Source organism: uncultured Allobosea sp. (assembly GCF_945956895.1).
Lineage (GTDB): Bacteria > Pseudomonadota > Alphaproteobacteria > Rhizobiales > Beijerinckiaceae > Allobosea.
This window is the reverse complement of record NZ_CAMFJF010000002.1, coordinates 189,127-210,973: the sequence shown is the minus strand read 5'-3', so window position 1 is coordinate 210,973 and position 21,847 is coordinate 189,127. Positions and strand designations below refer to the sequence as shown.

General features: G+C 67.1%; 23 protein-coding genes. 13 read left to right on the top strand and 10 right to left on the bottom strand.

Annotated features, from left to right (window positions below):
* Positions 1 to 17: 17 nt before the first annotated feature.
* From Q0Q02_RS02395 to Q0Q02_RS02350, 10 genes are all read right to left on the bottom strand, one after another.
* Positions 18 to 740: an ABC transporter ATP-binding protein gene (locus tag Q0Q02_RS02395; RefSeq protein ID WP_293806542.1), complete on the bottom strand. Its 723-nt coding sequence runs from the start codon at positions 738 to 740 to the stop codon at positions 18 to 20.
* Positions 733 to 1,485 carry an ABC transporter ATP-binding protein gene (locus tag Q0Q02_RS02390; RefSeq protein ID WP_293806540.1) on the bottom strand — a complete coding sequence of 251 codons (753 nt, stop codon included), beginning with the start codon at positions 1,483 to 1,485 and terminating at the stop codon, positions 733 to 735. Before Q0Q02_RS02390 ends, Q0Q02_RS02395 begins: the two co-directional genes overlap by 8 nt.
* Positions 1,482 to 2,489 carry a branched-chain amino acid ABC transporter permease gene (locus Q0Q02_RS02385; RefSeq protein ID WP_293806538.1) on the bottom strand — a complete coding sequence of 336 codons (1,008 nt, stop codon included), beginning with the start codon at positions 2,487 to 2,489 and terminating at the stop codon, positions 1,482 to 1,484. The genes Q0Q02_RS02390 and Q0Q02_RS02385 overlap by 4 nt, the downstream gene beginning before the upstream one ends.
* Positions 2,486 to 3,343 carry a branched-chain amino acid ABC transporter permease gene (locus tag Q0Q02_RS02380; protein WP_293806536.1) on the bottom strand — a complete coding sequence of 286 codons (858 nt, stop codon included), beginning with the start codon at positions 3,341 to 3,343 and terminating at the stop codon, positions 2,486 to 2,488. The genes Q0Q02_RS02385 and Q0Q02_RS02380 overlap by 4 nt, the downstream gene beginning before the upstream one ends.
* Before the next feature lie 151 nt (positions 3,344 to 3,494).
* Positions 3,495 to 4,670, bottom strand: coding sequence for an ABC transporter substrate-binding protein (locus Q0Q02_RS02375; protein WP_293806534.1), 1,176 nt, complete (start codon positions 4,668 to 4,670; stop codon positions 3,495 to 3,497).
* Positions 4,671 to 4,721: 51 nt separating this feature from the next.
* Positions 4,722 to 5,405 carry a 4-carboxy-4-hydroxy-2-oxoadipate aldolase/oxaloacetate decarboxylase gene (locus Q0Q02_RS02370; RefSeq protein WP_293806532.1) on the bottom strand — a complete coding sequence of 228 codons (684 nt, stop codon included), beginning with the start codon at positions 5,403 to 5,405 and terminating at the stop codon, positions 4,722 to 4,724.
* Positions 5,402 to 6,127: a PIG-L deacetylase family protein gene (locus Q0Q02_RS02365; protein ID WP_293806530.1), complete on the bottom strand. Its 726-nt coding sequence runs from the start codon at positions 6,125 to 6,127 to the stop codon at positions 5,402 to 5,404. Before Q0Q02_RS02365 ends, Q0Q02_RS02370 begins: the two co-directional genes overlap by 4 nt.
* Before the next feature lie 22 nt (positions 6,128 to 6,149).
* A complete protein-coding gene (locus Q0Q02_RS02360; protein WP_293806528.1) occupies positions 6,150 to 7,268 on the bottom strand; it encodes a 4-oxalomesaconate tautomerase in 1,119 nt (372 codons plus the stop codon).
* A gap of 4 nt (positions 7,269 to 7,272) precedes the next feature.
* Positions 7,273 to 8,109: an NAD(P)-dependent oxidoreductase gene (locus Q0Q02_RS02355; RefSeq protein WP_293806526.1), complete on the bottom strand. Its 837-nt coding sequence runs from the start codon at positions 8,107 to 8,109 to the stop codon at positions 7,273 to 7,275.
* A gap of 98 nt (positions 8,110 to 8,207) precedes the next feature.
* Entirely contained in the window at positions 8,208 to 9,116 is a 909-nt protein-coding gene (locus Q0Q02_RS02350) for a LysR family transcriptional regulator (protein ID WP_293806525.1), read from the bottom strand.
* A 285-nt stretch (positions 9,117 to 9,401) separates the two neighbouring features.
* Here Q0Q02_RS02350 and Q0Q02_RS02345 point away from each other — a divergent pair, with 285 nt between their 5' ends.
* From Q0Q02_RS02345 to Q0Q02_RS02285, 13 genes are all read left to right on the top strand, one after another.
* Positions 9,402 to 10,421, top strand: coding sequence for an ABC transporter substrate-binding protein (locus Q0Q02_RS02345; protein ID WP_293806523.1), 1,020 nt, complete (start codon positions 9,402 to 9,404; stop codon positions 10,419 to 10,421).
* Positions 10,418 to 11,224 (top strand): ABC transporter ATP-binding protein, encoded by an 807-nt coding sequence (locus Q0Q02_RS02340; RefSeq protein ID WP_293806521.1) that lies wholly within the window; start codon positions 10,418 to 10,420, stop codon positions 11,222 to 11,224. Before Q0Q02_RS02345 ends, Q0Q02_RS02340 begins: the two co-directional genes overlap by 4 nt.
* A gap of 1 nt (position 11,225) precedes the next feature.
* Positions 11,226 to 12,041 carry an ABC transporter permease gene (locus Q0Q02_RS02335; protein ID WP_293806519.1) on the top strand — a complete coding sequence of 272 codons (816 nt, stop codon included), beginning with the start codon at positions 11,226 to 11,228 and terminating at the stop codon, positions 12,039 to 12,041.
* A gap of 21 nt (positions 12,042 to 12,062) precedes the next feature.
* Positions 12,063 to 12,782, top strand: a complete 720-nt coding sequence (locus tag Q0Q02_RS02330; protein WP_293806517.1) for a GntR family transcriptional regulator — start codon at positions 12,063 to 12,065, stop codon at positions 12,780 to 12,782.
* Positions 12,779 to 13,687, top strand: coding sequence for an Ldh family oxidoreductase (locus Q0Q02_RS02325; RefSeq protein WP_293806515.1), 909 nt, complete (start codon positions 12,779 to 12,781; stop codon positions 13,685 to 13,687). Before Q0Q02_RS02330 ends, Q0Q02_RS02325 begins: the two co-directional genes overlap by 4 nt.
* Before the next feature lie 2 nt (positions 13,688 to 13,689).
* Complete coding sequence (locus Q0Q02_RS02320) at positions 13,690 to 15,000, top strand: acyl-CoA thioester hydrolase/BAAT C-terminal domain-containing protein (RefSeq protein ID WP_293806513.1); 1,311 nt, start codon at positions 13,690 to 13,692, stop codon at positions 14,998 to 15,000.
* Positions 15,001 to 15,057: 57 nt separating this feature from the next.
* Positions 15,058 to 15,948 carry a DUF1684 domain-containing protein gene (locus tag Q0Q02_RS02315; protein WP_293806511.1) on the top strand — a complete coding sequence of 297 codons (891 nt, stop codon included), beginning with the start codon at positions 15,058 to 15,060 and terminating at the stop codon, positions 15,946 to 15,948.
* Positions 15,949 to 16,269: 321 nt separating this feature from the next.
* Positions 16,270 to 17,442: an ABC transporter substrate-binding protein gene (locus Q0Q02_RS02310; RefSeq protein WP_293806509.1), complete on the top strand. Its 1,173-nt coding sequence runs from the start codon at positions 16,270 to 16,272 to the stop codon at positions 17,440 to 17,442.
* 185 nt (positions 17,443 to 17,627) lie between these two features.
* Entirely contained in the window at positions 17,628 to 18,554 is a 927-nt protein-coding gene (locus tag Q0Q02_RS02305; protein ID WP_293806507.1) for a branched-chain amino acid ABC transporter permease, read from the top strand.
* A gap of 2 nt (positions 18,555 to 18,556) precedes the next feature.
* Positions 18,557 to 19,552, top strand: coding sequence for a branched-chain amino acid ABC transporter permease (locus Q0Q02_RS02300; protein WP_293806505.1), 996 nt, complete (start codon positions 18,557 to 18,559; stop codon positions 19,550 to 19,552).
* A complete protein-coding gene (locus Q0Q02_RS02295; protein ID WP_293806503.1) occupies positions 19,545 to 20,294 on the top strand; it encodes an ABC transporter ATP-binding protein in 750 nt (249 codons plus the stop codon). Before Q0Q02_RS02300 ends, Q0Q02_RS02295 begins: the two co-directional genes overlap by 8 nt.
* Before the next feature lie 2 nt (positions 20,295 to 20,296).
* Positions 20,297 to 20,995, top strand: coding sequence for an ABC transporter ATP-binding protein (locus tag Q0Q02_RS02290; protein WP_293806501.1), 699 nt, complete (start codon positions 20,297 to 20,299; stop codon positions 20,993 to 20,995).
* Positions 20,996 to 21,195: 200 nt separating this feature from the next.
* Entirely contained in the window at positions 21,196 to 21,654 is a 459-nt protein-coding gene (locus Q0Q02_RS02285; protein ID WP_293806499.1) for a cupin domain-containing protein, read from the top strand.
* The last annotated feature ends 193 nt before the right edge of the window (positions 21,655 to 21,847 follow it).

Genomic DNA, 21,847 nt, shown 5'->3' with positions numbered 1-21,847 from the left:
CTCTCGTTTCTCGATGATCAGGCGGCGGCGAGGCCGAGATGGTGTTCGAGCCGTCCGGGCTCGGCGATGAGCGTCGCGCTGCGCTCGGCGAGGACGATGCGGCCGCGTTCGAGCACGATTGCATCATCCGTCAGTTCAAGGATTTTTCGGGCGTGCTGCTCGATCACGATTGCCGCAAGTCCTTCCTCGCGGAACAGAGCCTTCAGCGCTCGCAGCAGTTCCTCGACGATGATCGGGGCAAGCCCTTCGGTCGGTTCGTCGAGCAGCAGCAGCTTCGGGTTCAGCATCAGCGCCCGGCCGATCGCCAGCATCTGCTGCTCGCCACCCGAGAGTTGGTTGCCGAGATTGGTTTTCCGCTCCGCCAAACGCGGAAACATGCGGAAGACGCGAGCGACATCCCATAGCCCCGGCTTGGCGACCGCCGTCAGGTTCTCCAGCACCGTCAGCGACTTGAAGATATTGCGCTCCTGCGGCACCCAGCCGATGCCGGCATGCGCCCGCTGCTCGGGCGAGGCGGTGGTCAGGTCGCGCCCGGCGAGCACGATCCGCCCGCCGCGTCGGCGGGTGACTCCGATGATGCTGTTGACCAGCGTCGTCTTGCCGACGCCATTGCGGCCGAGCAGGGCTAGCGAATGTCCCTCGGCGAGCGTGAGGTCGATGTCGAACAGCACCTGCGCCTCGCCATAGCCGGCACACAGCTTCTCGATCTTGAGCAGCTCAGGCTTTGATGCGTCAGACATGGGCGTCCTCGCCGAGATAGGCCGCGCGGACGGCAGGGGCGCGCGCCATCTCCTCCGGTGTGCCCTCCGCCAGTACGCGGCCATTGACCAGCACGGTGATGCGCGTCGCGAAGCGGAAGACGAGGTCCATGTCGTGCTCGATCAAGAGCACGGAGACATCGTCAGGCAGATCGGCGACCGTCTGCATCAAGTCGCGGCGCTCGGCCTCCGGGACGCCGGCCGCCGGCTCGTCGAGCAGCAGCACTGAAGGCCGCGCGGCGAAGGCGGCGGCGATCTCGATCTGGCGCTGCTTGCCATAGGGCAGGGTCGCGATCGTCCGGTCCATGATGTCGTCGAGCCGGAATCGGTTCAGGACCTCCGAAACCTGGCTTACCAGCTCCGGATCGCGATCGAGCGCCCGGAAGGCATGGCTGCCCCTTCCGAGACGTTCGGAGGTGACGAGCGCGATCATCTCCAGTGGCGTCATCGTCGCGAAAAGCTGGTTGATCTGGAAGGTGCGGGCGAGCCCGCGCTTCACCCGCGCCTCGCGCGGCAGCGCCGTAATCTCCTCGCCCATCAATGTGATGCGCCCCGCACTCGGCTTCAGGACGCCGGTGAGCTGGTTGATGAAGGTGGTCTTGCCGGCGCCGTTCGGGCCGATCAGCGCATGGCGCGCGCCCTTCGCCAGCGTGAAATCGACATGGTCGGTTGCGGTGATGCCGCCGAAGTTTTTGACGAGGTCGAAGGTCTGGAGGGCGGCGTTCATCGGGCGCGTCCCTTGCCGAGGGCAGCAAGGCGCCGGGCCACGACCTTGACCCCGCCATGGATGATCTCGCGCCCGCCGAGCACGAAGAGTACGAGGAAGAGCCCGATCCAGAACATCCAGTATTGCGGCGTTAAGGTCGCGATCGCGTCCTGCAGCAGCTTGAAGGCGATGGCGCCGACGAGCCCGCCATAGAGATAGCCGGCGCCGCCGATGATCAGCACCAGCATCAGATCGGCCGAACGGTGGAAATCGAGCACGTCCAGCGAGACGAATTGCGTGGTTTGGGCGAGGAGGGCGCCGGCTGCTCCCGCATAAGCGGCAGCGAGCGTATAGGCGGCGGCGAGGCGGCGCCCGTTCGGCACGCCCGAGGCCGAGGCGCGCAGCGGATTGTCGCGGATGGCGCGGAGCGAGAGGCCGAAGGGCGAATGGACCACCCGCCTTGCGATCAGGAACAGCAGGAAGAGCACGCTGAGCGAATAGAGATAGGCCGTGCGCCCGAAGATATCGAAGTCGAACAGGCCAAGCACCGGTGTCATCACGATGCCTTGCAGGCCGTCGGCGCCGCCGGTGAGCGAGCCGAAGGAATTCGCGAGCTCGAAAAGGATCAACGCGACGCCGAGCGTGATCATCAGGCGCGTCAGGTCGGTGCCGCGCAGCACGAGCGGGCTGATGACGAGGCCGAGCAGCCCGGCCGCGCCCATCCCGACGGCAAGCCCGGCCAGCGGATCGCCGCCGACATGCTTGGCGAAGAGGCCGGCCGCATAGGCGCCCATACCAAGGAAGGCCGCATGCCCCAGCGAGACGATGCCGACATAGCCGAGGATCAGGTCGAGCGAGAGCGCGAACAGGGCGAGGATCGCGATCTCGTTGAGCAGCAGCAGGTTGCGCGGGAACAGCAGGAAGGCGGCGAAGGCCAGGAACCAGAAGGTGATCTCGGCCGGGTGCCAGCGGCGGCCGGCATAGAGTGCTTGCCTGACTTTGGTGTCGAAAGTCTCGGCCCTCATGCCCGCGCCCTCGCGAAGAGCCCGTGCGGGCGGGTGATCAGCAGCACGACCATCAGCGCATAGATGATGAAGGCACCGACCTGCGGCACGAGATATTTGCCGACGACATCGGCCACGCCGAGCAGCATCGCGGCGAAGAACGGCCCGGTGATGCTGGACGTGCCGCCGACGGTCACGACGATCAGGAAGTAGATCATGAATTTCAGCGGGAAGCTCGGGTCGAGGCCCATCAATTCGATGCCGAGCGCACCGCCGAAGCCGGCAAGTCCGCAGCCCAGCGCGAAGGTGAGTGCGAAAAGCCGGTTGACCGGGATGCCGAGCCCGCGCGCCACGCGCGCATCGTCGACGGCGGCGCGCAGGCGGCTGCCGAAGCGGGTATGGGCGAAGCCCCATTGCAGCGAGACCGCGAGCAGACCGCAGACCACGATGACGAAGAGTCGGTAGCGGCCGATGCCGATGCCGGCGATCTCGAAGCGCCCCTGCAGCCAGGCCGGCAGACGGATGAACTGCTGGGTCGAGCCCATCAGCCAGTCCGTGCCGGCGACCGCCATGAAGACCAGTCCGATCGAGAACATCACCTGGTCGAGATGGCTCTTGGCATACATCGGCCGGTAGATCAGCCGCTCCAGCACGATCCCGACCAGCGCCGCCGCCAGGAAAGCGAGCGGCAGGGTTGCCAGGAACGGCACGCCGAGCCGCTGCATCGCCTGCACGGCGACATAGCCGCCAAGCATCGCGAAGGCGCCATGGGCGAGATTGACGAAGTTCATCAACCCCATCGTCACGGAGAGCCCGCAGCCGAGGACGAAGAGCACCATGCCATAGGCGATGCCGTCGAACAGGATGGTCAGCATGCGTCCTTCATCCGCTCTGCTTGAAAAGCCGGGCCCGTCTTGATCGCACGAGCTGCCGTCATTGCGAGCGCAGCGAAGCAATCCAGGGGGACGTAGAGCGCGGCCGCCCCTGGATTGCTTCGGAGCTCACGCTCCTCGCAATGACGGTTCTTCACTTGCGGGCCTTCACCGGGTCCTTGACGTCCTTGATCGTCGCGAACTCGACATTGTGGAGTTCGGAGCCGACCTTCTCAGTCTTGCGGACATAGATGTTCTGGATGATGTCGCGGGTATCGGGATCGATCTTCACCGGCCCGCGCACGCTCTCCCAAACGGCGCCCTTCATCGCCGCGATCAGCTTGTCGCCGCCGGCATCGCCCTTGGTGGCCTCCAACGCCCCCGCGATGAGCTTCATGCCGTCATAGCCGCCGACCGCCGTGAAGTTCGGCCGCATGCCGGGATTGGCCTTCTGGAAGGCCGCGACGAAGGCCTTGTTGGCCGGGCTGTCATGCGCCGCCGAATAATGATGCGTGGTGATGGCGCCGAGCGCGACGTCGCCGATGCCCTCGAGGATGTCGTCATCGACCACATCGCCGGGGCCGATCAGCTTGACACCGGCCTTATCGAGCCCGCGCTCGACGAACTGCTTCATGAACTGCGCGCCGACGCCGGAGGGCACGAAGACGAAGAGCGCATCGGGCTTGGCCTCGGAGACGCGCTGGAGGAAGGGCGCGAAATCGGGGTTGCGCAGCGGCACGCGCACGCTCTCGACCGTGCCGCCCGCCGCCTTGAACTTGTTGGCGAAGGAGGTCTCGGCATCGATGCCCGGACCGTAGTCCGTGACGACGGTGAAGACCTTCCTGATGCCGTTGGCGGTGGCCCAGTCCGCCATCGGCTCGGAAGCTTGCGGCAGGGTGAAGGAGGTCCGCACGATATAGGGCGAAGCCTCGGTGATCGTCGCGGTCGCCGCCGCCATCACGACCTCCGGCACCTTGGCCTGCGTCGCGATCTGGGCGGTCGCCATGGCGAGCGGCGTCAGGCCGAAGCCGGCGAGCACCGAGACCTTGTCGTTGACGACCAGTTCCTGCGCGAGCCGGCGCGTCGCATCGGCATTGCCGGCATCGTCCTTGAGGATCACTTCGAGTTTGCGCCCGCCATGGGTGGCGCCTTCTTTCGCCAGGAAGAGCTTCACGGCCGCGTCGATCTGCTTGCCGGTCGAGGCGAAGGGGCCGGTCATCGGCAGGATCAGGCCGATCTTCACCGGCTCCTGGGCCAGTGCGAACCCGCTCGTCGAGGCGGCCAGAGCCAGCCCAAGCATGCTACCGAGTACCATCCTGCGATGCGTCATCGTCGTTTCCTTCCCCTGCTGCGGCTTTCTGCGAAGCCGGTTGTTTTGGTCTCAGTCGTCGTCGCGATAGACGAGGCCGGCCTTGGCAAGGCCTTCGCGCATTGCGTACATGTCGAGCCCGAGTTCGCCGGAGGCGAGGCGCCGGCGCTTCTCCTCCTCCGCCGCCTCGCGCTTGCGGCCGGCGGCTGCGACGGCCTCCGCCTCCGATCGCGGCACCACCACGACGCCGTCATCGTCGGCGACGATCACATCGCCCGGATGGACCAGCGCCCCGGCGCAGACGACCGGCACATTGACCGAGCCGGGCGTCGCCTTGACTGTGCCCTTGGCCGAAATCGCGCGCGACCAGACGGGGAAGCCCATTTCGGTCAGCACCCGCACGTCGCGCGCTCCGGCATCGATGATAAGGCCGGCGCCGCCGCGGGCCTTGAGCGAGGTCGCGAGCAGATCGCCGAACATGCCGTCGGTATTGTCGGTGGTGCAGGCGACGACGAGCACGTCGCCGGGCTGCACCTGCTCGATCGCGACATGGATCATCCAGTTGTCGCCGGGCTGGGCGAGCACGGTTACGGCCCCGCCGGCGATCTGCGCTCCCGGATAGATCGGCCGCATATAGGGCTTCATCAGCCCGGACCGCCCCATCGCCTCATGCGTGGTGGAGACGCCGAGTTCCCGGAGGTCGGCCATCGCTGCGGCCGGCGCGCGCTTCTTCGTGCGGATGACGATGGGGGTCATGCCAGCACCTCCAGCGCTTCCGGGAAGAGCCGCTGATAGGCCTCGCCATAGGTCATCGCCTTGCCGGAGTTCCGGCCGCCCTGCATGCCGCGGTTCAGCGCGACGCGGGTGTAGTACTCCCAGAGATGCTTCTGCGCGGCGAGGATCTCGAAGGCCTTGCGCTTCTGCTCCCAGACCGCGTCGATGTTCAGGATGACGTTCGGTTTGAAATTGCACTGCTCGGGCTGGTGCGGCTCGAACAGGAAGACCGGCGGGGCGGCATAGGCGCGCTCGGGATCGGGCTTGTGCCCGGCGGCCTGCGCGATGATGCGTGCCTCCTGCGCGAAGCGCGTCGCCTCCGGGTGGTCGACATTATAGGGGTCTTCGAGCGCATGGGTCAGCACGAAGCTGGGGTTGAGCTCGTGGAAGATGTCGATGGCGCGGTCGAGCATCGCGGGCGTGGTCCGCAGCGGATAATCCCCGGCATCCATGAACTCGATCTCGGCGCCGAGCAGTTCGGCCGCGACCTCCGCCTCCGCGCGGCGCTGAGCCTTGACGTCCCCCATGCGGACACCGGCCTTCTTCCAGGCGAACTGGCTCTCGCCGCGCTCGCCATAGGACAGGCAGAGGATCTTCACGCGCACCCCGCGCCTGGCATGCAGCGCGATGGCGCCGCCCGCGCGCCAGACGAAATCGCCGGGATGCGCTGTGATCACCAGACCTGTCTTCTGCAGGTTCGCCATGGCAGCTCGGTCCTCTCTCATTTCATTCAGCGGCGTGGCGAGCACTGCCCGCAGGCGCCGCCATCACACTCGCCGGCACGAAGGCGCGGCCTTCCATCAGGATGCGCGCGGTGCGCAGAAGTCCTGCCCGCTCGATCACCGGCCGCTCGGCAGTGCCGCCAACCGTGAGCGTCACCGTGAACTCCCCGGTCGGATGCTCGACCGAGAGCGAGCGCTCGCGCCCTTCGGGCATCACGACGACGGACGCGGCAGGCGAATCGGGCAGCGCCGCCGCGGTCGCCACCGTCACGGCGGCGAAGACGCCGATCGAGGCGTGGCATTCATGCGGGATGAAGCTGCGCGTGCAGATTGAACCTCCCGCCTGCGGCGGCGCGACCAGCGCGATCTTCGGCACGACCTTCTTCGCGACATCGCCGAGATTCATCAGCGGCCCGGCGGCGAGACGGATACGCTCGATCCGCGCCTTCAGCTCCGTATCCTTGTCGAGCTCTTCGCGCGGCTCGTAGCCGCTGCGCCCGACATCGGCGGCCCGCATCACGATCACCGGCATGCCGTTGTCGATCAGCGTGCAGGGCACGCCCTCGATCACATCGACGACATTGCCGGTCGGCAGCAGCGCGCCGCAGACCGAGCCCTCTGCATCCAGGAAGCCGATATCAATCGGCGCCGAGGTGCCGGGTACCCCGTCGATGCGCGCATTGCCCTCGGCGCTCGCCTCGCCATCGGGCGTGTCCAGGGTGAGGTCGGCGATCGTGCCGGTATTGATCGTGCGGACGCGGATGGTCGTGCGCGCGCCGCTCGCCTTGATAAGCCCGCGCGCCAGCGCGAACGGGCCGATGCCGGCGAGGATGTTGCCGCAATTCGGCGTCGTATCGACCTTGGCCATCTCGATCCCGACCTGCGCGAATAGGAAATCGATGTCGCAGCCCGGCTCGCTCGATCGGGAGACGATTGCGACCTTGCTGGTCAGCGGATGCGCGCCGCCGAGCCCGTCGACCTGTCGCTTGTCGGGTGAACCCATCACGGCGAGCAGGAAGGCATCGCGCGCCGCGGCGTCCGCCGGCAGGTCGTCGCGTAGGAAATAGGCGCCCTTTGAGGTGCCGCCGCGGATCAGCATGCAGGGAACGGCGATCTGGCCCATCGCCTCACGCTCCCTCTGCGGGCCTGGCGTGCGCCCCGCGCTGCTGGGCATCGGCGACGGCGCTGGCGAGCCCTGGCTCGAGACCGGCCGCGGCGAGCATCTCGGCGGCCTCGCGCATCTCGGCAGCCCGGCGGATGCCATGGGTCGCGACACGCTCGCGCATGTCGGCGGCGAGCGCATGGAAATCGATCGAGGGGAAGGTCGCATGCAGGCTGGCGAAGACCGGGTCCTTGACGTCCCAGGCCTCGCAGGCGGCGGCGCAGTCCACCATCAGCGCCTCCAGCCCCTTGATGACGATACTGCGGCAGAGCTTCATGGCCGAGGCCCCGCCGAACGCCTCCGAGACCGGCGTCAGATTCATGCCGAGGCCATTGAGGATTGCGGCTGCAGCCTGCGCTCTGGGGCCACCGGCGAGGATCGCGACCTTCAGGCCGGGATTCAGCACCGGCGCCATCACGGCGGCCTCGACATAATCGGCGCCGCTGGCCTGGACCGCTTTAGCGGCTCGCTGCTTGGTCGAAGGCGCGGCCGAATTCACGTCGACGAAAATCTGGCCGGGCTTCAGCCAGGCCGCCGCCTCGCTGGCCACCGCCTCGGCCCGGTCGGCCGTTACCGCCGAAAAGACGAATTCCGCCTGCGCGCAGGCCTCGGCCGGCGAGGTGCCGCAGTCCACGCCGATCTGCTGCGCGGCATCCTCCAGCCGCCGACCGGCAGCGCTGCCGAACAGCAGATCATAGGCCCGGATGCCGGTCGCGCCATTGGCCATGAGGCCGCGCGAGAATGTCTGGCCGACCTCGCCGAAGCCGATGAATGAGATCGTCGGCGGTGTCGAGCCGGCCATCGTCGCCACTCCTTGTGCGTTTCTTCCCGCAGCAAGGGTGGGGCAAGTTCATTGCCTCATCAAATGATAAGAATGCAGCGATTGAGCGATTTGGTTCATCAATTCGGGCGCGCAATGCTGCGCTTGAGCGCGGCGCTCAGCAATGAAAGCAGGTCGCGTGTGGCGGGGCGCAAGGGCACCGTCTTGCGCGTGATGATGCCCAATGTGCGGGTGATCGCGGGCGCACGCAGCGGGATCGCGACCAGCCCGCCGGCATCGACCACATCGAGCGCGAGCTGGGGGACGATCGCGTAGCCGATCCCCGAGCGGACAAGGCTCACGGCGGTGATCACGCGCTGGACCTCGTAGCGCCAGGTCAGGGCCTCGCGCCGGGAGCCGAGCGCGTCGTCGATCAGGATGCGGTTGCCCGTCTCGGCACTGATCCGGACAAGCGGCTCGCCCTGGAGCTGGGCCCATGTCAGCGACGCCTCCCGGGCCAGCGGCATGTCGCGATGGCTGACGAGCACGAAGGGCTCCTTGACCACCGGCTTCAGCTCGAGGTCCCAGCGGTTCGCCGCGACAATGGTCACGCCGAATTCGGCTTCGCCCGACTGCACCTTGTCCGCGATCTCGGAGGCGGAATTGTCGTGCACCCTGACACCCAGTCCCGGATGGCGCTTGGCAAATGCGGCGATCACCGCCGGAATGCAATGCGCCGCGACGGTGGGCAAGCAACCGACGGAGACCTCCGCGTCGCGTTCGCGGGTTTCCACCCTGACCTCGTCGATCGCGGAACCGAGATCCTCGAAGATGCGCCGCGCGCGCGGCAACAGCGTGGTTCCGGCCGCCGTCAGCGAAACCTGCCGCGTCGTGCGCAGGAAGAGCGGCGTGCCCAGCGATTCCTCGAGCTTGCGGACGCGATGGCTCAGCGCTGTCTGCGACAGGTTGAGATGGGAAGCGGCAGCCCGGAAGCTGCCGCGCTCGGCGATGCTGATGAAGGCTTGAAGGCCAAGGACGTCGGCGCGCATGCCGTTTTGCTAGCGATCCCTGTAGCTAAAAGCGACAGAATTTGCGGAATAGCGCCGGTCCTCGATAGGCGCGGGCCAAATCCGTGAGCGCTGCGATCCGGCCGGGGCTTCAGGAGGTACTCGGGCATCGTTGGAAATATCAGATCGAAGGGTTGATACATCAGTTGTTAGCCGCGATAGTGGCCATGACGATCTGCTTACGGTCGGCGCACCCTTCGCCGGTGCTGGGGGAAGGGGATCGTCTGGTGCTGGCGCCGGAAAACGGACGCATGAGGAGCTTCGCGCATGTCTTTTGTCAGTCGCCGTGATCTCATGACGGCCGCAGTCGCCGCCGCTCTGGCTCCGCCGGTCGCCCCGGTAGCCTGGGCGCAGAAGCTGCCCAAGGTCGATTTCCTCTATTCGCCCTTCGCCGATTACGCGCCGTTCTTCGTCGCCAAGGAACTCGGCTTCTTCAGGGATTACGGGGTCGAGGTGACGCTCTCGCCGAAGGGCGGCACGGCCGAGACCGTCCAGCTGCTCGCCTCCGGCAATGTCGAGGCCGGCGCCGCGACCTGGGGGGCAGGGCTCTTCAATGCGCTCGACCGCGGTGCGACCGTCGCGATCATTGCGACCTCGGCCCGGATGCCGTCGACGGTTCCCTCGCCATCGCCCTTCATGGTCTCGCAGAAGGCCTGGGATGCAGGCATCCGCACCGTCGCTGCCCTCAAGGGCAAGCGCGTCGGCATTCCCGGCCCCAGCGGCTTCGGCATGTTCTCGGTCGCCAAGGCGTTGGAGAAGGGCGGCCTGGTCGTCGAGGATGTCGAGGCGGTCTATCTGCCGCCGCCGGCGACCGCCGCCGCCTTCGCCAATGGCGGGCTCGAGGCCGGCTGGAGCATCGAGCCCTTCGCCGGGCAGCTGGAGAAGCAGGGTCTCGGCCGCCGGCTGGTCGAGGATCATACCTTCGGCACCGAGCTTGGCCTGATCGCCTTCAACCAGGATTTCGTCGCCAAGAACGAGGACGCGGTGGTGCGCTTCATGGCGGGCTATCTCAAGGCCGCCCGCCTGCTCGACAAGGGCGGCTGGAAGGACGACAAGATCCTCGACATCGTCGCGAAATACACAGGCACCGAGCGCGATGCCCTGCGCGGCATCCCCTATACCGTCCGCTCCGAGGACGGCGCCATCGACATGGCTTCGGTGCGCGAGCAGGAGGAGTTCTTCCGCAAGCGCGGCGCGCTCGAATACAAGGGCCAGGCCAAGATCGATGCCGTTTATCGCCGCGACCTGCTGAAGCGCGCCAACGAGCTCGTCGCGAGCAAGCCGTGACGACGGCAATGCTCGAACGCGTGCGTCTGGCTTCGGGGGAGGCGGCACAGCCCGCCATCGAGGTCAGCCACCTGACCAAGGCGTTCTATGATGCCGAAGGCGACCGCGTGACGGTGGCTGTCTCCGATGTCAGCTTCTCCGTGAAGCGGGGCGAATTCGTCTGCATCGTCGGGCCGAGCGGCTGCGGCAAGACCACGGTGCTGCGCATCCTGGCGGATCTCGAGCAGAAGCTCAGCGGCACGGTGACGCTGCATAGCAAGACCCCGCCGGCCATGGTCTTCCAGGAAGCCTCCGTCCTGCCCTGGCTCACCGTGTCGGAGAACATCGCCTTTCCGCTGAGCCTGAAGGGCGCCTCCCGCGCCGAGCAGGAGCGCCGTGTCCGCGAGCTGCTGACGCTCACCGGACTGACCGACTTCGCAAAGGCCCGGCCGCATCAGCTCTCCGGCGGCATGAAGCAGCGCGTCTCGGTGGCGCGCGCGCTCGTCGACGACCGCGAGATCCTGCTGATGGACGAGCCCTTCGGCGCGCTCGACGAGCAGACCCGCCTCGTCCTGCAGCAGGAATTGCTGCGCATCTGGGAAACGACCGGCAAGACCGTGGTCTTCATCACCCACAGCGTCGATGAGGCGCTGACGCTGGCCGACCGCGTGCTCGTCATGTCGCCGCGCCCGGGCACTCTGGTTGCCGATCTCGATGTGCCGTTCGAGCGGCCGCGCGACGTGGTCGAGATGCGGCGCGACAAGCGCTTCTGGGACCTGACCTATGAGGTCTGGCGCCTGCTGGCCTCGCCGGGGAGGGCATGAAATGAGCGTCGCTCCCGTGACCTTGACGGAAGACGAACTGCGCCGGCTCAAGGCGCCCGCCCGGCGCGAGCGGCTCGTCCGGCTCGCCTCCTATTTCAGCCCGCTTTTGCTGTTGCTGCTCTGGGAACTGTCCAGCCAGCTCAACCTGATCGACCGGCGCTTCTTCCCGGCGCCGAGCGCGATCGCCGAGACCGCCTGGCGCATGGTGCTGAGCTTCGAGCTGTTCGACCATATCGGCGCGACGCTGCGCCGCGTCGGCGTCGGCTACGCGATGGGCGCCGTACCGGGCATCGTCATGGGGCTCATCCTCGGCCTGTCGCAGCCGACGCGCCGGGTGCTCGGGCCGATCTTCTCTGCGCTCTATCCGGTGCCGAAGATCGCCATCCTGCCGCTGATCCTGCTGATCTTCGGTGTCGGCGACGCCTCGAAATTCGTGGTCATCGCGATCGGCGTCTTCTTCCTCATGCTCTACAACACCATGAGCGGGGTGATGCAGACGCCGCAGATCTACATGGATGTCGCCAAGAACGCTGGCGCGAGCCGCTTCCAGACCTTTCGGCGCATCGCCTTTCCGGCCGCGCTGCCGAGCATCTTCACCGGCCTGAAGCTCGCCGCCGGCTCCTCCTACATCATCATCGCGGCGGCGGAGTTCCTGGGCGCGCGCAGCGGTGTCGGCTTCTTCATCTGGGCGTCCTGGCAGACCTTCGCGGTCTCGCGGATGTTCGTCGGCATCGTCGTGATCTCGGCCATGGGCTACCTCACCATCCTCGCGCTCGAGGCGCTGGAGCGGCGCTTCGTGCCCTGGGCGAAGCACTGATCGCGGCGGAGGCAGAACCTCATGAGCGTCGCCACCAGCCCGACCGCCATCGCGCAGGTCCCCGTCTCGGAGCGCATCTATGCCGCGCTTAGGCAGGAGATCATGCGCTGCGAGATCGCGCCGGGGACGACGCTCGACGCGGCCGCCATCGCCCGCCGCTACGAGGTCTCGAAGACGCCGGTGCGCGACGCCATGCAGAGGCTTGCTGCCGACGGACTGATCGCGATCCTGCCGCGCAGCGGCTACCGCGTCGCGCCCATCACCTTCCAGGCCGTGCACGAGATCCTCGACCTGCGCGCCGCCATCGGCCCGCATGCGGCCCGGCAGGCGGCCCGCTATGCCACGCCGGCCGACATTGCCGAATTGCGGGAAATCGTCCGGGAATATGCGGCGCCGCTCGATGTCGGCGCCATGCAGCAGGTGGCGCGGCGCTTTCACGTCGCCATCGCCCGCTGCAGCCGCAACAAGCGCGTCATCGCCCTCTCGGAAAACCTGTTCGACGAGCTCGAGCGGCTGCTGCGCTTCGCCATCGACTTCTCGGTCAAGGCCGGCGAGCATTCCGATGAGCACACTGCGCTTGTCGATGCCATCGAGGCCGGCGACGGCGAGCGCGCCGCCGCGATCGAGACCGCCCATATCCGGCACGCTCGGGAGTTCCTGATCGAGCGGCTGATGACGCTGGGCTATCTCTCGGAGAGCGAGATCCGGCTCGGCAGCCCCATGCGGAGCACGCAGGCATGATCTCCGTTCCCGACGCAGTCGCGCGGCTCTCGGCCGCGCTTGGCGATAGCCTGGCCGCGCAGCTTGCTGCCGCGGCCTTGATCGAGGCTGACGCACTCGGCCTGCCGCGCTTCGGCATCGCCATGCTCGACGAATGGACCGCCGATGCGGTGCAGCCGGCAACGGGAGAACCGCAGGCCATCCGCTGGCTCGACTGTTCCTCCTCGTTCGCGCCGCTCGCCGTCGCCTCTGCCACGTTCGATCTGGAGGCCGCCGCCCGGCAATTCGGCATCGCCGCCATCTTCCTGCGCGGCGTCCGGGGCTTTGGCCGGCTCGCGCCCTTCGTCCGCCATCTCGCCGATGCCGGGCTCGTCGGCCTCGCCGGTGCCGAGGGGCCGCCCTTCGTCGCGCCACACGGCGGGGCGAAGGCGGTGATCGGCACCAATCCGCTCGCCATCGCGATGGGGCGGGGCAGCAAGCGCGTGGTCATCGATGTCGCCAGCAGCAGCGCCACCATGGCCGAAATCCGCTCTGCCCGCGCCACAGGCAAGGCACTGCCGGACGGGATCGCGCTGGATGGCCAGGGACAGCCGACCAGCATCGCCGCCGAGGTCGCGGCGCTCCTGCCGCGTGGCGGCCAGATCGGCTCGCTGCTTGGGCTCGTGGTCGAGCTCATGGCCGGCGTCGCCGGTGGCGGCCGTGGCGATCCGAAAGGGCGCGGCGTCTTCCTCCTCGCCTTCGATCCGGCCGCGGCCGGAGAAAGCATCGATTGGCGAGACAAGTTGGCCGGCCTGAAGAGCGATTGGACGACCGGTGGCGGTCACTGGCCGCGCGGCGGCGGCCTGCCGGCGGGCGCCGTTCTGGACGCCGCATTCGCCGAGCGCCTCGACGCCTATCTCGCCCGGATGATGGGCCGAGGAGATTGATGATGACGACAAGTCCTGCTTCCAGGCCGGTTCTTTCGGTTACGCCGGCCGACGGCCTGATCGACGAGCCGCGTCGCATCACCGTCTCCGGCCTCGCGCCCGACGAACTCGTCGCCATCTCCGCCCGGACCTTGCGCTCGCGTGGTGTGGCCTGGGACAGTCAGGCGACCTACATGGCCGATGCAGACGGCGTGGTCGATTTGACCCGCGATGCGCCTGTCGGCGGCGACTATGCCGAGGTCTCGGCCATGGGCCTGCTCTGGAGCCAGCATCCGGCCGGCGGCACGAGCCAGGAACTCTTCGCCGACGACGTCATGCAGCCGCTCGTGACGACATTGGCGGCGGAGACCGCAGACGGCGCTCGCACGGCGGCCGAGCTTCTCCAGCGCTTCGCCGCGCCGGACGTGACGCGGCGGGAGATCCGGGAAGAGGGGCTTGTCGGCACGTTGTTCACGCCGGCCGGACCGGGGCCGCATCCGGTCGTGGTGGTGCTCAACGGCTCGGGCGGCGGCATCAACGAGCCGCGCGGCGCGCTCTACGCCTCCCATGGCTACCAGGCCTTCGCGCTCGGCTATTTCAAGGCGCCGGGCCTTTCGCCCTTCATCACCGGGACGCCGCTCGAATATCTCGAAACCGGCCTGCGTTGGGCGCACCGGGAACTTCAGCCGCGCGACGGCTTCGTCGCCGTCGCCGGCCAGTCGCGCGGTGGCGAGCTCTCGCTGCTTCTCGGCGCGACCTATCCCGATCTGGTCTCGGCCGTGATCGCCTATGTGCCCGGCGCCATGGTCCATGGCGCGCAGGGTGCCGGCGATCCCGCGCGCGGCGGCTGGCAGGGCGTGACCTGGACGAAGGACGGCGCCCCGCTGCCGCATCTCTGGCAGGAGAACAAGGCGGTGCATTGGCATCCCTGGGCCGGCGATGCCCCGCCGACCCGGCACCATTCCGTCTTCTTCGAGGGTCTGAAGGATCGCGATCTGGTGGCGCGCGCCCGGATCCCGGTCGAGACGATCGCCGGCCCTGTCCTGCTGGTCTCCGGCCGCGACGACCGCGCCTGGCCCTCCAGCCTCTATTCCCGGATGGTGGTCTCGACGCTTGCCCGGCACGGCCATCCGCATCTCGTCCGCCATCTCGACTTCGACGATGCCGGCCACGCCATCAACCTGCCCTTCGTGCCGACGACGCAACTGAGCCGCGAGCACCCGGTCTCCAAGGTGCCCTACACCAGCGGCGGCACAACTTCCGGCAATGCCGGGGCCGATGACGGCTCCTGGCGCGGCGTCCTCGCCTTCCTGGCCGAGATTACCGGGCGCTGATCCGGCCGGGCCGCCCTGATGCGCAAGCAGAAACTGGCTTTTGAAAGGAAGACGGACATGCCCACGAACGAGCACCTGGCAGGCCAGTGGCGCGAATGGCGCTATGCCCATGTCGCCACGATGTTCCGCCCCTATGGCTGGACCGCGCTCGTCGCGCAGTACTGGCTGGAGGAGAACGATCGGAACGTCGCGTTCGACCTGCTGCCCGGCACCTGGTCTGTCGAGGACGGGCGGGTCATCTTCACCCCGCCGGCCTCGGGCCCGACCTTGTCGGTGAACGGTGAATATCCCACGGGGCCGGTCGAGATCATTCCGGGCCGCAACCAGACCTATGGCCACGGCAACAGCGTGCCGGTCTATTTCGGCGTCAACGAGGTCGAGGCGATAGAGCGCACCAAGCATGACGGGCTCAAGCTCTTCGGCGTGCGCGTGCGCGATCCGCGCCAGGCGACGCGCCTGGAGGATGCTGACGTCACCGCCTTCGACTACGATCCCGCCTGGCGCATCCGTGGCCGTTATACGCCGGCCGAGCGCGTCGCCTTCGAGGCCGAGACCGTGGAGACCGGCGTCCGCGAGAACACGCCGCGCATGGGGACCTTCACCTTCGAGCATGGCGGCAAGACCTATACCGTCGTGCTCATCGGCAAGGACACGCCGAAGGGCGTGCAGCCGGTCGCGCATGTCCGTGACCTGACCAGCGGCCCCGTCACCTACGGCGCCGGCCGCGTCATCGAACTGCAGTTCGCCGACGAGGCCTGCACCCGCATCGACTGGATCGACTTCAACTACGCGGTGGCGCTGCCTTGTGCCTTCACCAACTTCGTCACCTGCCCGCTGGTGCCACCCGAGAACCATCTCGATTTCGAGGTGCTGGCCGGTGAGAAGCGCCCGGCGCAGGGCATCGTCAGGACGATGACCTATCAGCCCAAGGCGAATAACGCGGCCTGAGCCGGGCAGGGGTGGATCCGTAACCAATTGCTCGGTCCTGACATCTGACGGACCGGATCGAGGGCGAGCCGTTCCGGCCGCGAAGCCTGGCTTTGCGGCGAACCCGTCATGCGTGAGGCCTTTGCAGGTCTGCAGGCGCCGGCCGACATGGCCCTTCCCGAAAGCGCCGGAATGGCCCAAGAATGCCGACTGAGGGCGGCCGGCAAAATTTAGCGCCTGCCGCTCTTGCAGATATTTTAAGCTTGAAACATTATGGTCTGCGCGAGCCAAAGAAATCCGAGGGAACGCGGCCGCGCTTCACATTCGTCCGGGAGAGCATCGATGACGGCATTCAGGTTCGGTCTGGCACTCGGTTGCGGCGCGCTGGCTCTGTCCATCGCTTCCGCGCAGGCGCAGGAGCCGATCAAGATCGGCGTGGTCAGCGTGCTGACCGGCCCGGCCGCCTCGCTTGGCCAGCAGGTCCGCGACGGCTTCCAGCTCGCGGTCGACAAGAACGGCGGCAAGCTCGGCGGCGTGCCGGTCAAGATCACCGTGATCGACGACGAGCTGAAGCCCGATGTCGCGGTCGAGCGCGTGCGTTCGTTCGTCGAGAGCGAGAAGCCGGCCTTCGTCGTCGGCCCGGTCTTCTCGAACATCCTCGGCGCGATCGCCAAGCCCGTGCTCGATTCCGGCGCCTTTCTGATCAGCCCGAATGCCGGCCCCTCGACCATGGCCGGCAAGGCCTGCAACAAGAACTTCTTCGTCACCTCCTATCAAAACGATCAGGTGCACGAGGTTCTCGGCAAATACGCGCAGGACCAGAACTACAAGAAGGCCTATATCATCGCGCCGAACTACCAGGCGGGTAAGGACTCGCTCGCCGGTTTCAAGCGCTACTTCAAGGGTGAGATCGTCGACGAGGTCTATGCCCCGCTGAATGCGATGGATTTCTCGGCCGACCTCGCCAAGATCGCCTCGTCCAAGCCCGATGTCGTCTTCGCCTTCCTGCCCGGTGGGCTTGGCGTCAATTTCGTCAAGCAGTGGTCGCAGGCCGGTCTGCAGGGCAAGATCCCGTTCCTCTCCGCCTTCACGGTCGATGAATCGACCTTGCCGGCGCAGCAGGACGCCGCGGTCGGCCTCTATGGCGGCATGACCTGGGCGCCCAACATGGATAACCCGCAGACGAAGGACTTCGTCAAAGCCTATGAGGCGGCTTACAAGATCGTGCCCGGCTCCTATGCCCAGCAGTCTTACGACGCGGCCATGCTGATCGATTCCGCCGTGAAGGCGGCGGGCGGCGCCGGCAATGCCGACAAGCTGCGCGAGGCGATCAAGAAGGCCGATTTCACCTCGCTGCGCGGCAAGTTCAAGTTCAACACCAACGGCTACCCGATCCAGGACTTCTATCTCGTCAAGGTCGCCAAGCGCGCCGACGGCAAGTTCCAGACCGAGATCGCCCAGAAGGTGTTCAGCGACTATGCCGATCCGCACGCCAAGGATTGCGCGCTGAAGTAAGGGTGCCTCGGCACCACGTCCGCCGCCGTCATCCCGGACAAGCCGCGAAGCGGCGCTGATCCGGGATCCATCGAAGGGCAAGCCCTGCAGGGGATGCGCTCCATGATGGATTCCGGGTCTCCGCTTCGCTACGCCCGGAATGACGGTCGAGCCTGATCGCGACGGCAGAGCGAGCCACCGATCCCATGACTCTCAGCCTCCTGATCGTCCAGCTCCTGAACGGCCTCCAGTTCGGCGTCCTGCTGTTCCTGGTCGCGGCCGGACTGACGCTGGTTTTCGGCGTGATGGACTTCATCAACCTGGCCCATGGCGTCCAGTACATGCTGGGCGCCTATCTTGCCGTGACGTTCGTCTCCCTGACCGGCTCCTTCCTGCTCGGTCTCGTGCTCGCGCTGGCGGCGGCGCTGCTGCTGGGGCTTGCGCTGGAATTCCTGGTCTTCCGGCATCTCTACGAACGCGACCATCTCGATCAGGTGCTCGCCACCTTCGGCCTGATCTTGCTGCTCAACCAGGCGGTGAAGATGATCTGGGGCGCGGCGCCGCTCTCGGTGCCGGTGCCGGAATTCCTCTCCGGCAATGTCCGGCTGATGGACGGCATCCTCTATCCCGTCTACCGTTTCGCCCTGATCGCGGCGGGCCTGGGTGTCGGCGCGCTGCTCTGGTTCGTCGTCGAGAAGACCCGCACCGGCATGCTGCTCAGGGCAGGGGCCTCGAATGCGCCGATGGTCTCGGCGCTCGGCGTCGATATCCGCAAGCTCTTCATGATCGTCTTCGCCTTCGGCACCATGCTCGCGGGCTTCGCCGGGGCGATGGCGGCGCCGATCCTCTCGGTCGAGCCCGGCATGGGCGACACGGTGCTGATCCTCGCCTTCGTCGTCATCGTCGTTGGCGGCATCGGCTCGATCCGCGGCGCCTTCGTCGGCGCGCTGATCGTCGGCCTTGTCGACACGCTTGGCCGCTCCTCGATGAACGACCTGCTCCGCCTGTTCATGGCGCCGGCCTCGGCCCGAGCAACCGGCGCCGCGCTCTCCTCGATGCTGATCTATCTGGTCATGGCGGCGGTGCTCTTCGTCCGGCCGGAAGGCCTGCTGCCGGCCAAGGGGCGCTCGTGAGCATGGCGGGCATCTCTTCGAACCCGGCGGCGACCGCGACGCGGCCGCAAGCGCCAATGGTGCGCCGGCTCGCCCCGCTCGTCATCTTCGCGCTGCTCGCCCTGTTGCCGCTGGCGTCCGCGCTCGGCCTGCCCGGGCATTGGCTGACGCTGGTGACGCGGGCGATGATCTTCGCCATCGCGGCGCTTTCGCTCGACCTCGTCCTTGGCATCGGCGGGCTGATCTCCTTCGGTCACGCCGCCTATATCGGCATCGGCGCCTATGGCGCCGGTATCCTGATCAGCGAGGGGCAGACCGAGCTTCTCGTCGCGCTGCCGGTCATCCTCCTCGCCTGCACCGTCTTCGCCGCGATCACCGGCTACGTCTCGCTGCGCACGCGCGGCGTCGCCTTCATCATGATCACGCTGGCCTTCGGGCAGATGGCCTTCTATTTCGCGCAGGCGCTCTCGGCCTATGGCGGCGATGACGGCCTGACGCTCTACGAGAAGAGCACGCTCTTCGGCCGCGAGATCTTCGGCAATCGCACCGGCTTCTACTATATCGCACTCGGCACGCTGGCCTTCTGCTACTGGCTGGCGCGGCGGCTCGTCGCCTCGCGCTTCGGCCGCGTGCTGCGGGCGGCACGCGAGAATTCCGTGCGCGTCACCGTCACCGGTTACGACGTCGACCATGTCCGGCTCGGCGCCTATGTGATCAGCGGCATGATGGCGGGTCTGTCCGGCTTCCTCCTTGCCAACCAGACCGATTTCGTCAGCCCGGCCTATATGTCCTGGTCGCGCTCTGGCGAACTGATCTTCATGGTCGTGCTCGGCGGTGTCGGCTCGCTCTATGGCGCGATCCTCGGCGCGCTCGCCTTCCTCGTCACCGAGGACGTGCTCTCCAGCCTGACGCAGAACTGGAAGGTGATCTTCGGGCCCCTGATCGTGCTCTTCGTGCTGTTCACCCATGGCGGCATCGCGGGCCTCGCCAACAAGCTGAGGGGGCGCCGCGATGGCTGAGCCGGCGCTCGCACTCAAAGGCCTCGCCAAGTCGTTCGGCGCTCTCAAGGTCACCAACGGGGTCGACCTCACCATCGCGCCCGGCGAGCTCCACGCGCTGATCGGCCCGAACGGCGCCGGCAAGACCACGCTGGTCCATCAGATTTCCGGGACGCTCAGGCCCGATTCTGGAGCGATCCTGTTCGACGGGCAGGACATCACCCGCCTGCCGCCGCAGGCGCGGGCGCGGGCCGGCCTCGCCCGCACCTTCCAGATCACCTCGACGATTCCCTCGCTCTCGGCGCTGGAGAATGTCGCGCTCGGCGTGCAGGCGCATAGCGCCCACCCGCTCTCGCTCTTCCGCGACGCTGCCGGCGACGAAGCGCTCAACGAACCCGCCTGGGAGGCGCTGGAGGCCGTCGGACTGACCGAGCGCGCCCATGCGCCGGCCGGCAGCCTATCGCATGGCGAGAAGCGCGCCCTCGAGATCGCGATGGCGCTGACCCTGCAGCCGAAGCTCATCCTGCTCGACGAACCGCTCGCCGGCGTCGGGCATGAAGAAGGCGAGCGCCTGATCGCTCTGCTGAACAGCCTGAAGGGCCGCTTCGCCATGCTGCTGGTGGAGCACGACATGAGCGCCGTCTTCGCGCTGGCCGATCGTGTCACCGTTCTGGTCTATGGCGGCGTCATCGCTTCCGGCGAGCCGGCGGCGGTCAGGGCCGATCCGGCCGTGCGGCAGGCCTATCTCGGCGAGGAGGGCTAGCGATGCTCAGCGTCGAAGGGCTCGATGCCGGCTATGGCGAGGCGCAGATCCTGTTCGGGGTCGACCTTGCCGTGGGCGAGGGGGAGGTGGTGACCCTGCTCGGCCGCAACGGCATGGGCAAGACCACGACCGTGCGTTCGATCATGGGGCTGCTGCCGGCAAAGGCCGGAAAGATCGCTTTCGGCGGGCGCGACCTGACAGGTGCGGCGCCCTTCCGTATCGCGCAAGCCGGGATCGGCCTCGTGCCGGAAGGCCGCCAGATCTTCCCGACGCTCTCGGTCGAGGAGAACCTGATCGCGACCGCCGCCGACCGCTCCGGCAAGAAGCGCTGGAACCTGGAGCGCATCTACACCTTCTTCCCGCGCCTCAAGGAGCGGCGGGAGAACCGCGGCAACCAGCTTTCCGGCGGTGAGCAGCAGATGCTGGCGATCGGCCGGGCGCTGATGACCAATCCCAAATTGATCATCCTCGACGAGGCGACCGAGGGGCTCGCCCCCCTGATCCGCGAGGAGATCTGGAGCTGCCTGACGGCCCTGAAGGCAGAAGGCGAGTCGATCCTTGTCATCGACAAGAATGTCGACGCGCTGGTCCGGATCGCCGACCGCCATGTCGTGCTGGAGAAAGGCCGCGTCGTCTGGCGCGGTTCCAGCGCGGAGTTGCGTAGCGACAGCGCCGTGAAGGACCGCTTCCTGCATTTCTAAGGGCATAGGACAATTGAGGTTTTGTTCCTTCGGATATTCCACCCGCGCCGTCGTCCCGGCCAAGCGGCGAAAGCCGCGCCGAGCCGGGATCCATTGAAGGACGCCGGCGCTCGACGACGGATCCCGGATCTCCGCTTCGCTGTGTCCGGGATGACGATGTGTTCTACGATCAGCCCATCACCAACAGAGAGGAAACACTCATGAACCCGCTGACTGCCGGCGTGACGCGCGCCAATGAAGGCCTCGACGGCATTTCCTGGAGCATCCTCGGCCAGACCTATGTGCCGAAGACGCTGACCGAGGAGAGCTTCTCCTGGCACGCGACCTTGCCGCCCGGCACCTTCGTGCCGCCGCATATCCATACGACGCAGGACGAGTTCATCTATATGCTGGAAGGCCGGCTCGACCTGCTGCTCGACGGCAAGGAAAGCTTCGCCACCGCCGGCGACTTGATCAAGCTGCCGCGCAATATCCCGCATGGCCTGTTCAACAAGAGCGACGCGACGGTGAAGTGCCTGTTCTGGGTCTCGCCGACCGCGCGGCTCTACGACCTGTTCTGGGGCCTGCATTCCATGGCCGAGCAGAAGCCGGCCGATGTCGTCGCCCTTTCGGCCAAGCACGAGGTCGACTTCCTGCCGCCGCCGCCTGACGCGGGTTGAGGGCAGGTCGCTTCAACGATTGCTCGCGGAACCACGCCGTCATGCTCGCCCTTGTGGCGAGCATCCACGTCTTGAACGCCGCATGGCATGAAGGAAGACGCGGATGGTCGGGGCAAGCCCGACCATGACGCTTCGGAACATCTGGTTTCTCTCGGAACCACATCGTCATCCCGGGCTTGACCCGGGATCCATT

What these genes read in the sequence shown, in the direction of transcription:
- Q0Q02_RS02395 (WP_293806542.1), bottom strand. Translation starts at nt 740, where the DNA reads ATGTCTGACGCATCAAAGCCTGAGCTGCTCAAGATCGAGAAGCTGTGT.
- Q0Q02_RS02390 (WP_293806540.1), bottom strand. Translation starts at nt 1,485, where the DNA reads ATGAACGCCGCCCTCCAGACCTTCGACCTCGTCAAAAACTTCGGCGGC.
- Q0Q02_RS02385 (WP_293806538.1), bottom strand. Translation starts at nt 2,489, where the DNA reads ATGAGGGCCGAGACTTTCGACACCAAAGTCAGGCAAGCACTCTATGCC.
- Q0Q02_RS02380 (WP_293806536.1), bottom strand. Translation starts at nt 3,343, where the DNA reads ATGCTGACCATCCTGTTCGACGGCATCGCCTATGGCATGGTGCTCTTC.
- Q0Q02_RS02375 (WP_293806534.1), bottom strand. Translation starts at nt 4,670, where the DNA reads ATGACGCATCGCAGGATGGTACTCGGTAGCATGCTTGGGCTGGCTCTG.
- Q0Q02_RS02370 (WP_293806532.1), bottom strand. Translation starts at nt 5,405, where the DNA reads ATGACCCCCATCGTCATCCGCACGAAGAAGCGCGCGCCGGCCGCAGCG.
- Q0Q02_RS02365 (WP_293806530.1), bottom strand. Translation starts at nt 6,127, where the DNA reads ATGGCGAACCTGCAGAAGACAGGTCTGGTGATCACAGCGCATCCCGGC.
- Q0Q02_RS02360 (WP_293806528.1), bottom strand. Translation starts at nt 7,268, where the DNA reads ATGGGCCAGATCGCCGTTCCCTGCATGCTGATCCGCGGCGGCACCTCA.
- Q0Q02_RS02355 (WP_293806526.1), bottom strand. Translation starts at nt 8,109, where the DNA reads ATGGCCGGCTCGACACCGCCGACGATCTCATTCATCGGCTTCGGCGAG.
- Q0Q02_RS02350 (WP_293806525.1), bottom strand. Translation starts at nt 9,116, where the DNA reads ATGCGCGCCGACGTCCTTGGCCTTCAAGCCTTCATCAGCATCGCCGAG.
- Q0Q02_RS02345 (WP_293806523.1), top strand. Translation starts at nt 9,402, where the DNA reads ATGTCTTTTGTCAGTCGCCGTGATCTCATGACGGCCGCAGTCGCCGCC.
- Q0Q02_RS02335 (WP_293806519.1), top strand. Translation starts at nt 11,226, where the DNA reads ATGAGCGTCGCTCCCGTGACCTTGACGGAAGACGAACTGCGCCGGCTC.
- Q0Q02_RS02330 (WP_293806517.1), top strand. Translation starts at nt 12,063, where the DNA reads ATGAGCGTCGCCACCAGCCCGACCGCCATCGCGCAGGTCCCCGTCTCG.
- Q0Q02_RS02325 (WP_293806515.1), top strand. Translation starts at nt 12,779, where the DNA reads ATGATCTCCGTTCCCGACGCAGTCGCGCGGCTCTCGGCCGCGCTTGGC.
- Q0Q02_RS02320 (WP_293806513.1), top strand. Translation starts at nt 13,690, where the DNA reads ATGACGACAAGTCCTGCTTCCAGGCCGGTTCTTTCGGTTACGCCGGCC.
- Q0Q02_RS02315 (WP_293806511.1), top strand. Translation starts at nt 15,058, where the DNA reads ATGCCCACGAACGAGCACCTGGCAGGCCAGTGGCGCGAATGGCGCTAT.
- Q0Q02_RS02310 (WP_293806509.1), top strand. Translation starts at nt 16,270, where the DNA reads ATGACGGCATTCAGGTTCGGTCTGGCACTCGGTTGCGGCGCGCTGGCT.
- Q0Q02_RS02305 (WP_293806507.1), top strand. Translation starts at nt 17,628, where the DNA reads ATGACTCTCAGCCTCCTGATCGTCCAGCTCCTGAACGGCCTCCAGTTC.
- Q0Q02_RS02300 (WP_293806505.1), top strand. Translation starts at nt 18,557, where the DNA reads ATGGCGGGCATCTCTTCGAACCCGGCGGCGACCGCGACGCGGCCGCAA.
- Q0Q02_RS02295 (WP_293806503.1), top strand. Translation starts at nt 19,545, where the DNA reads ATGGCTGAGCCGGCGCTCGCACTCAAAGGCCTCGCCAAGTCGTTCGGC.
- Q0Q02_RS02290 (WP_293806501.1), top strand. Translation starts at nt 20,297, where the DNA reads ATGCTCAGCGTCGAAGGGCTCGATGCCGGCTATGGCGAGGCGCAGATC.
- Q0Q02_RS02285 (WP_293806499.1), top strand. Translation starts at nt 21,196, where the DNA reads ATGAACCCGCTGACTGCCGGCGTGACGCGCGCCAATGAAGGCCTCGAC.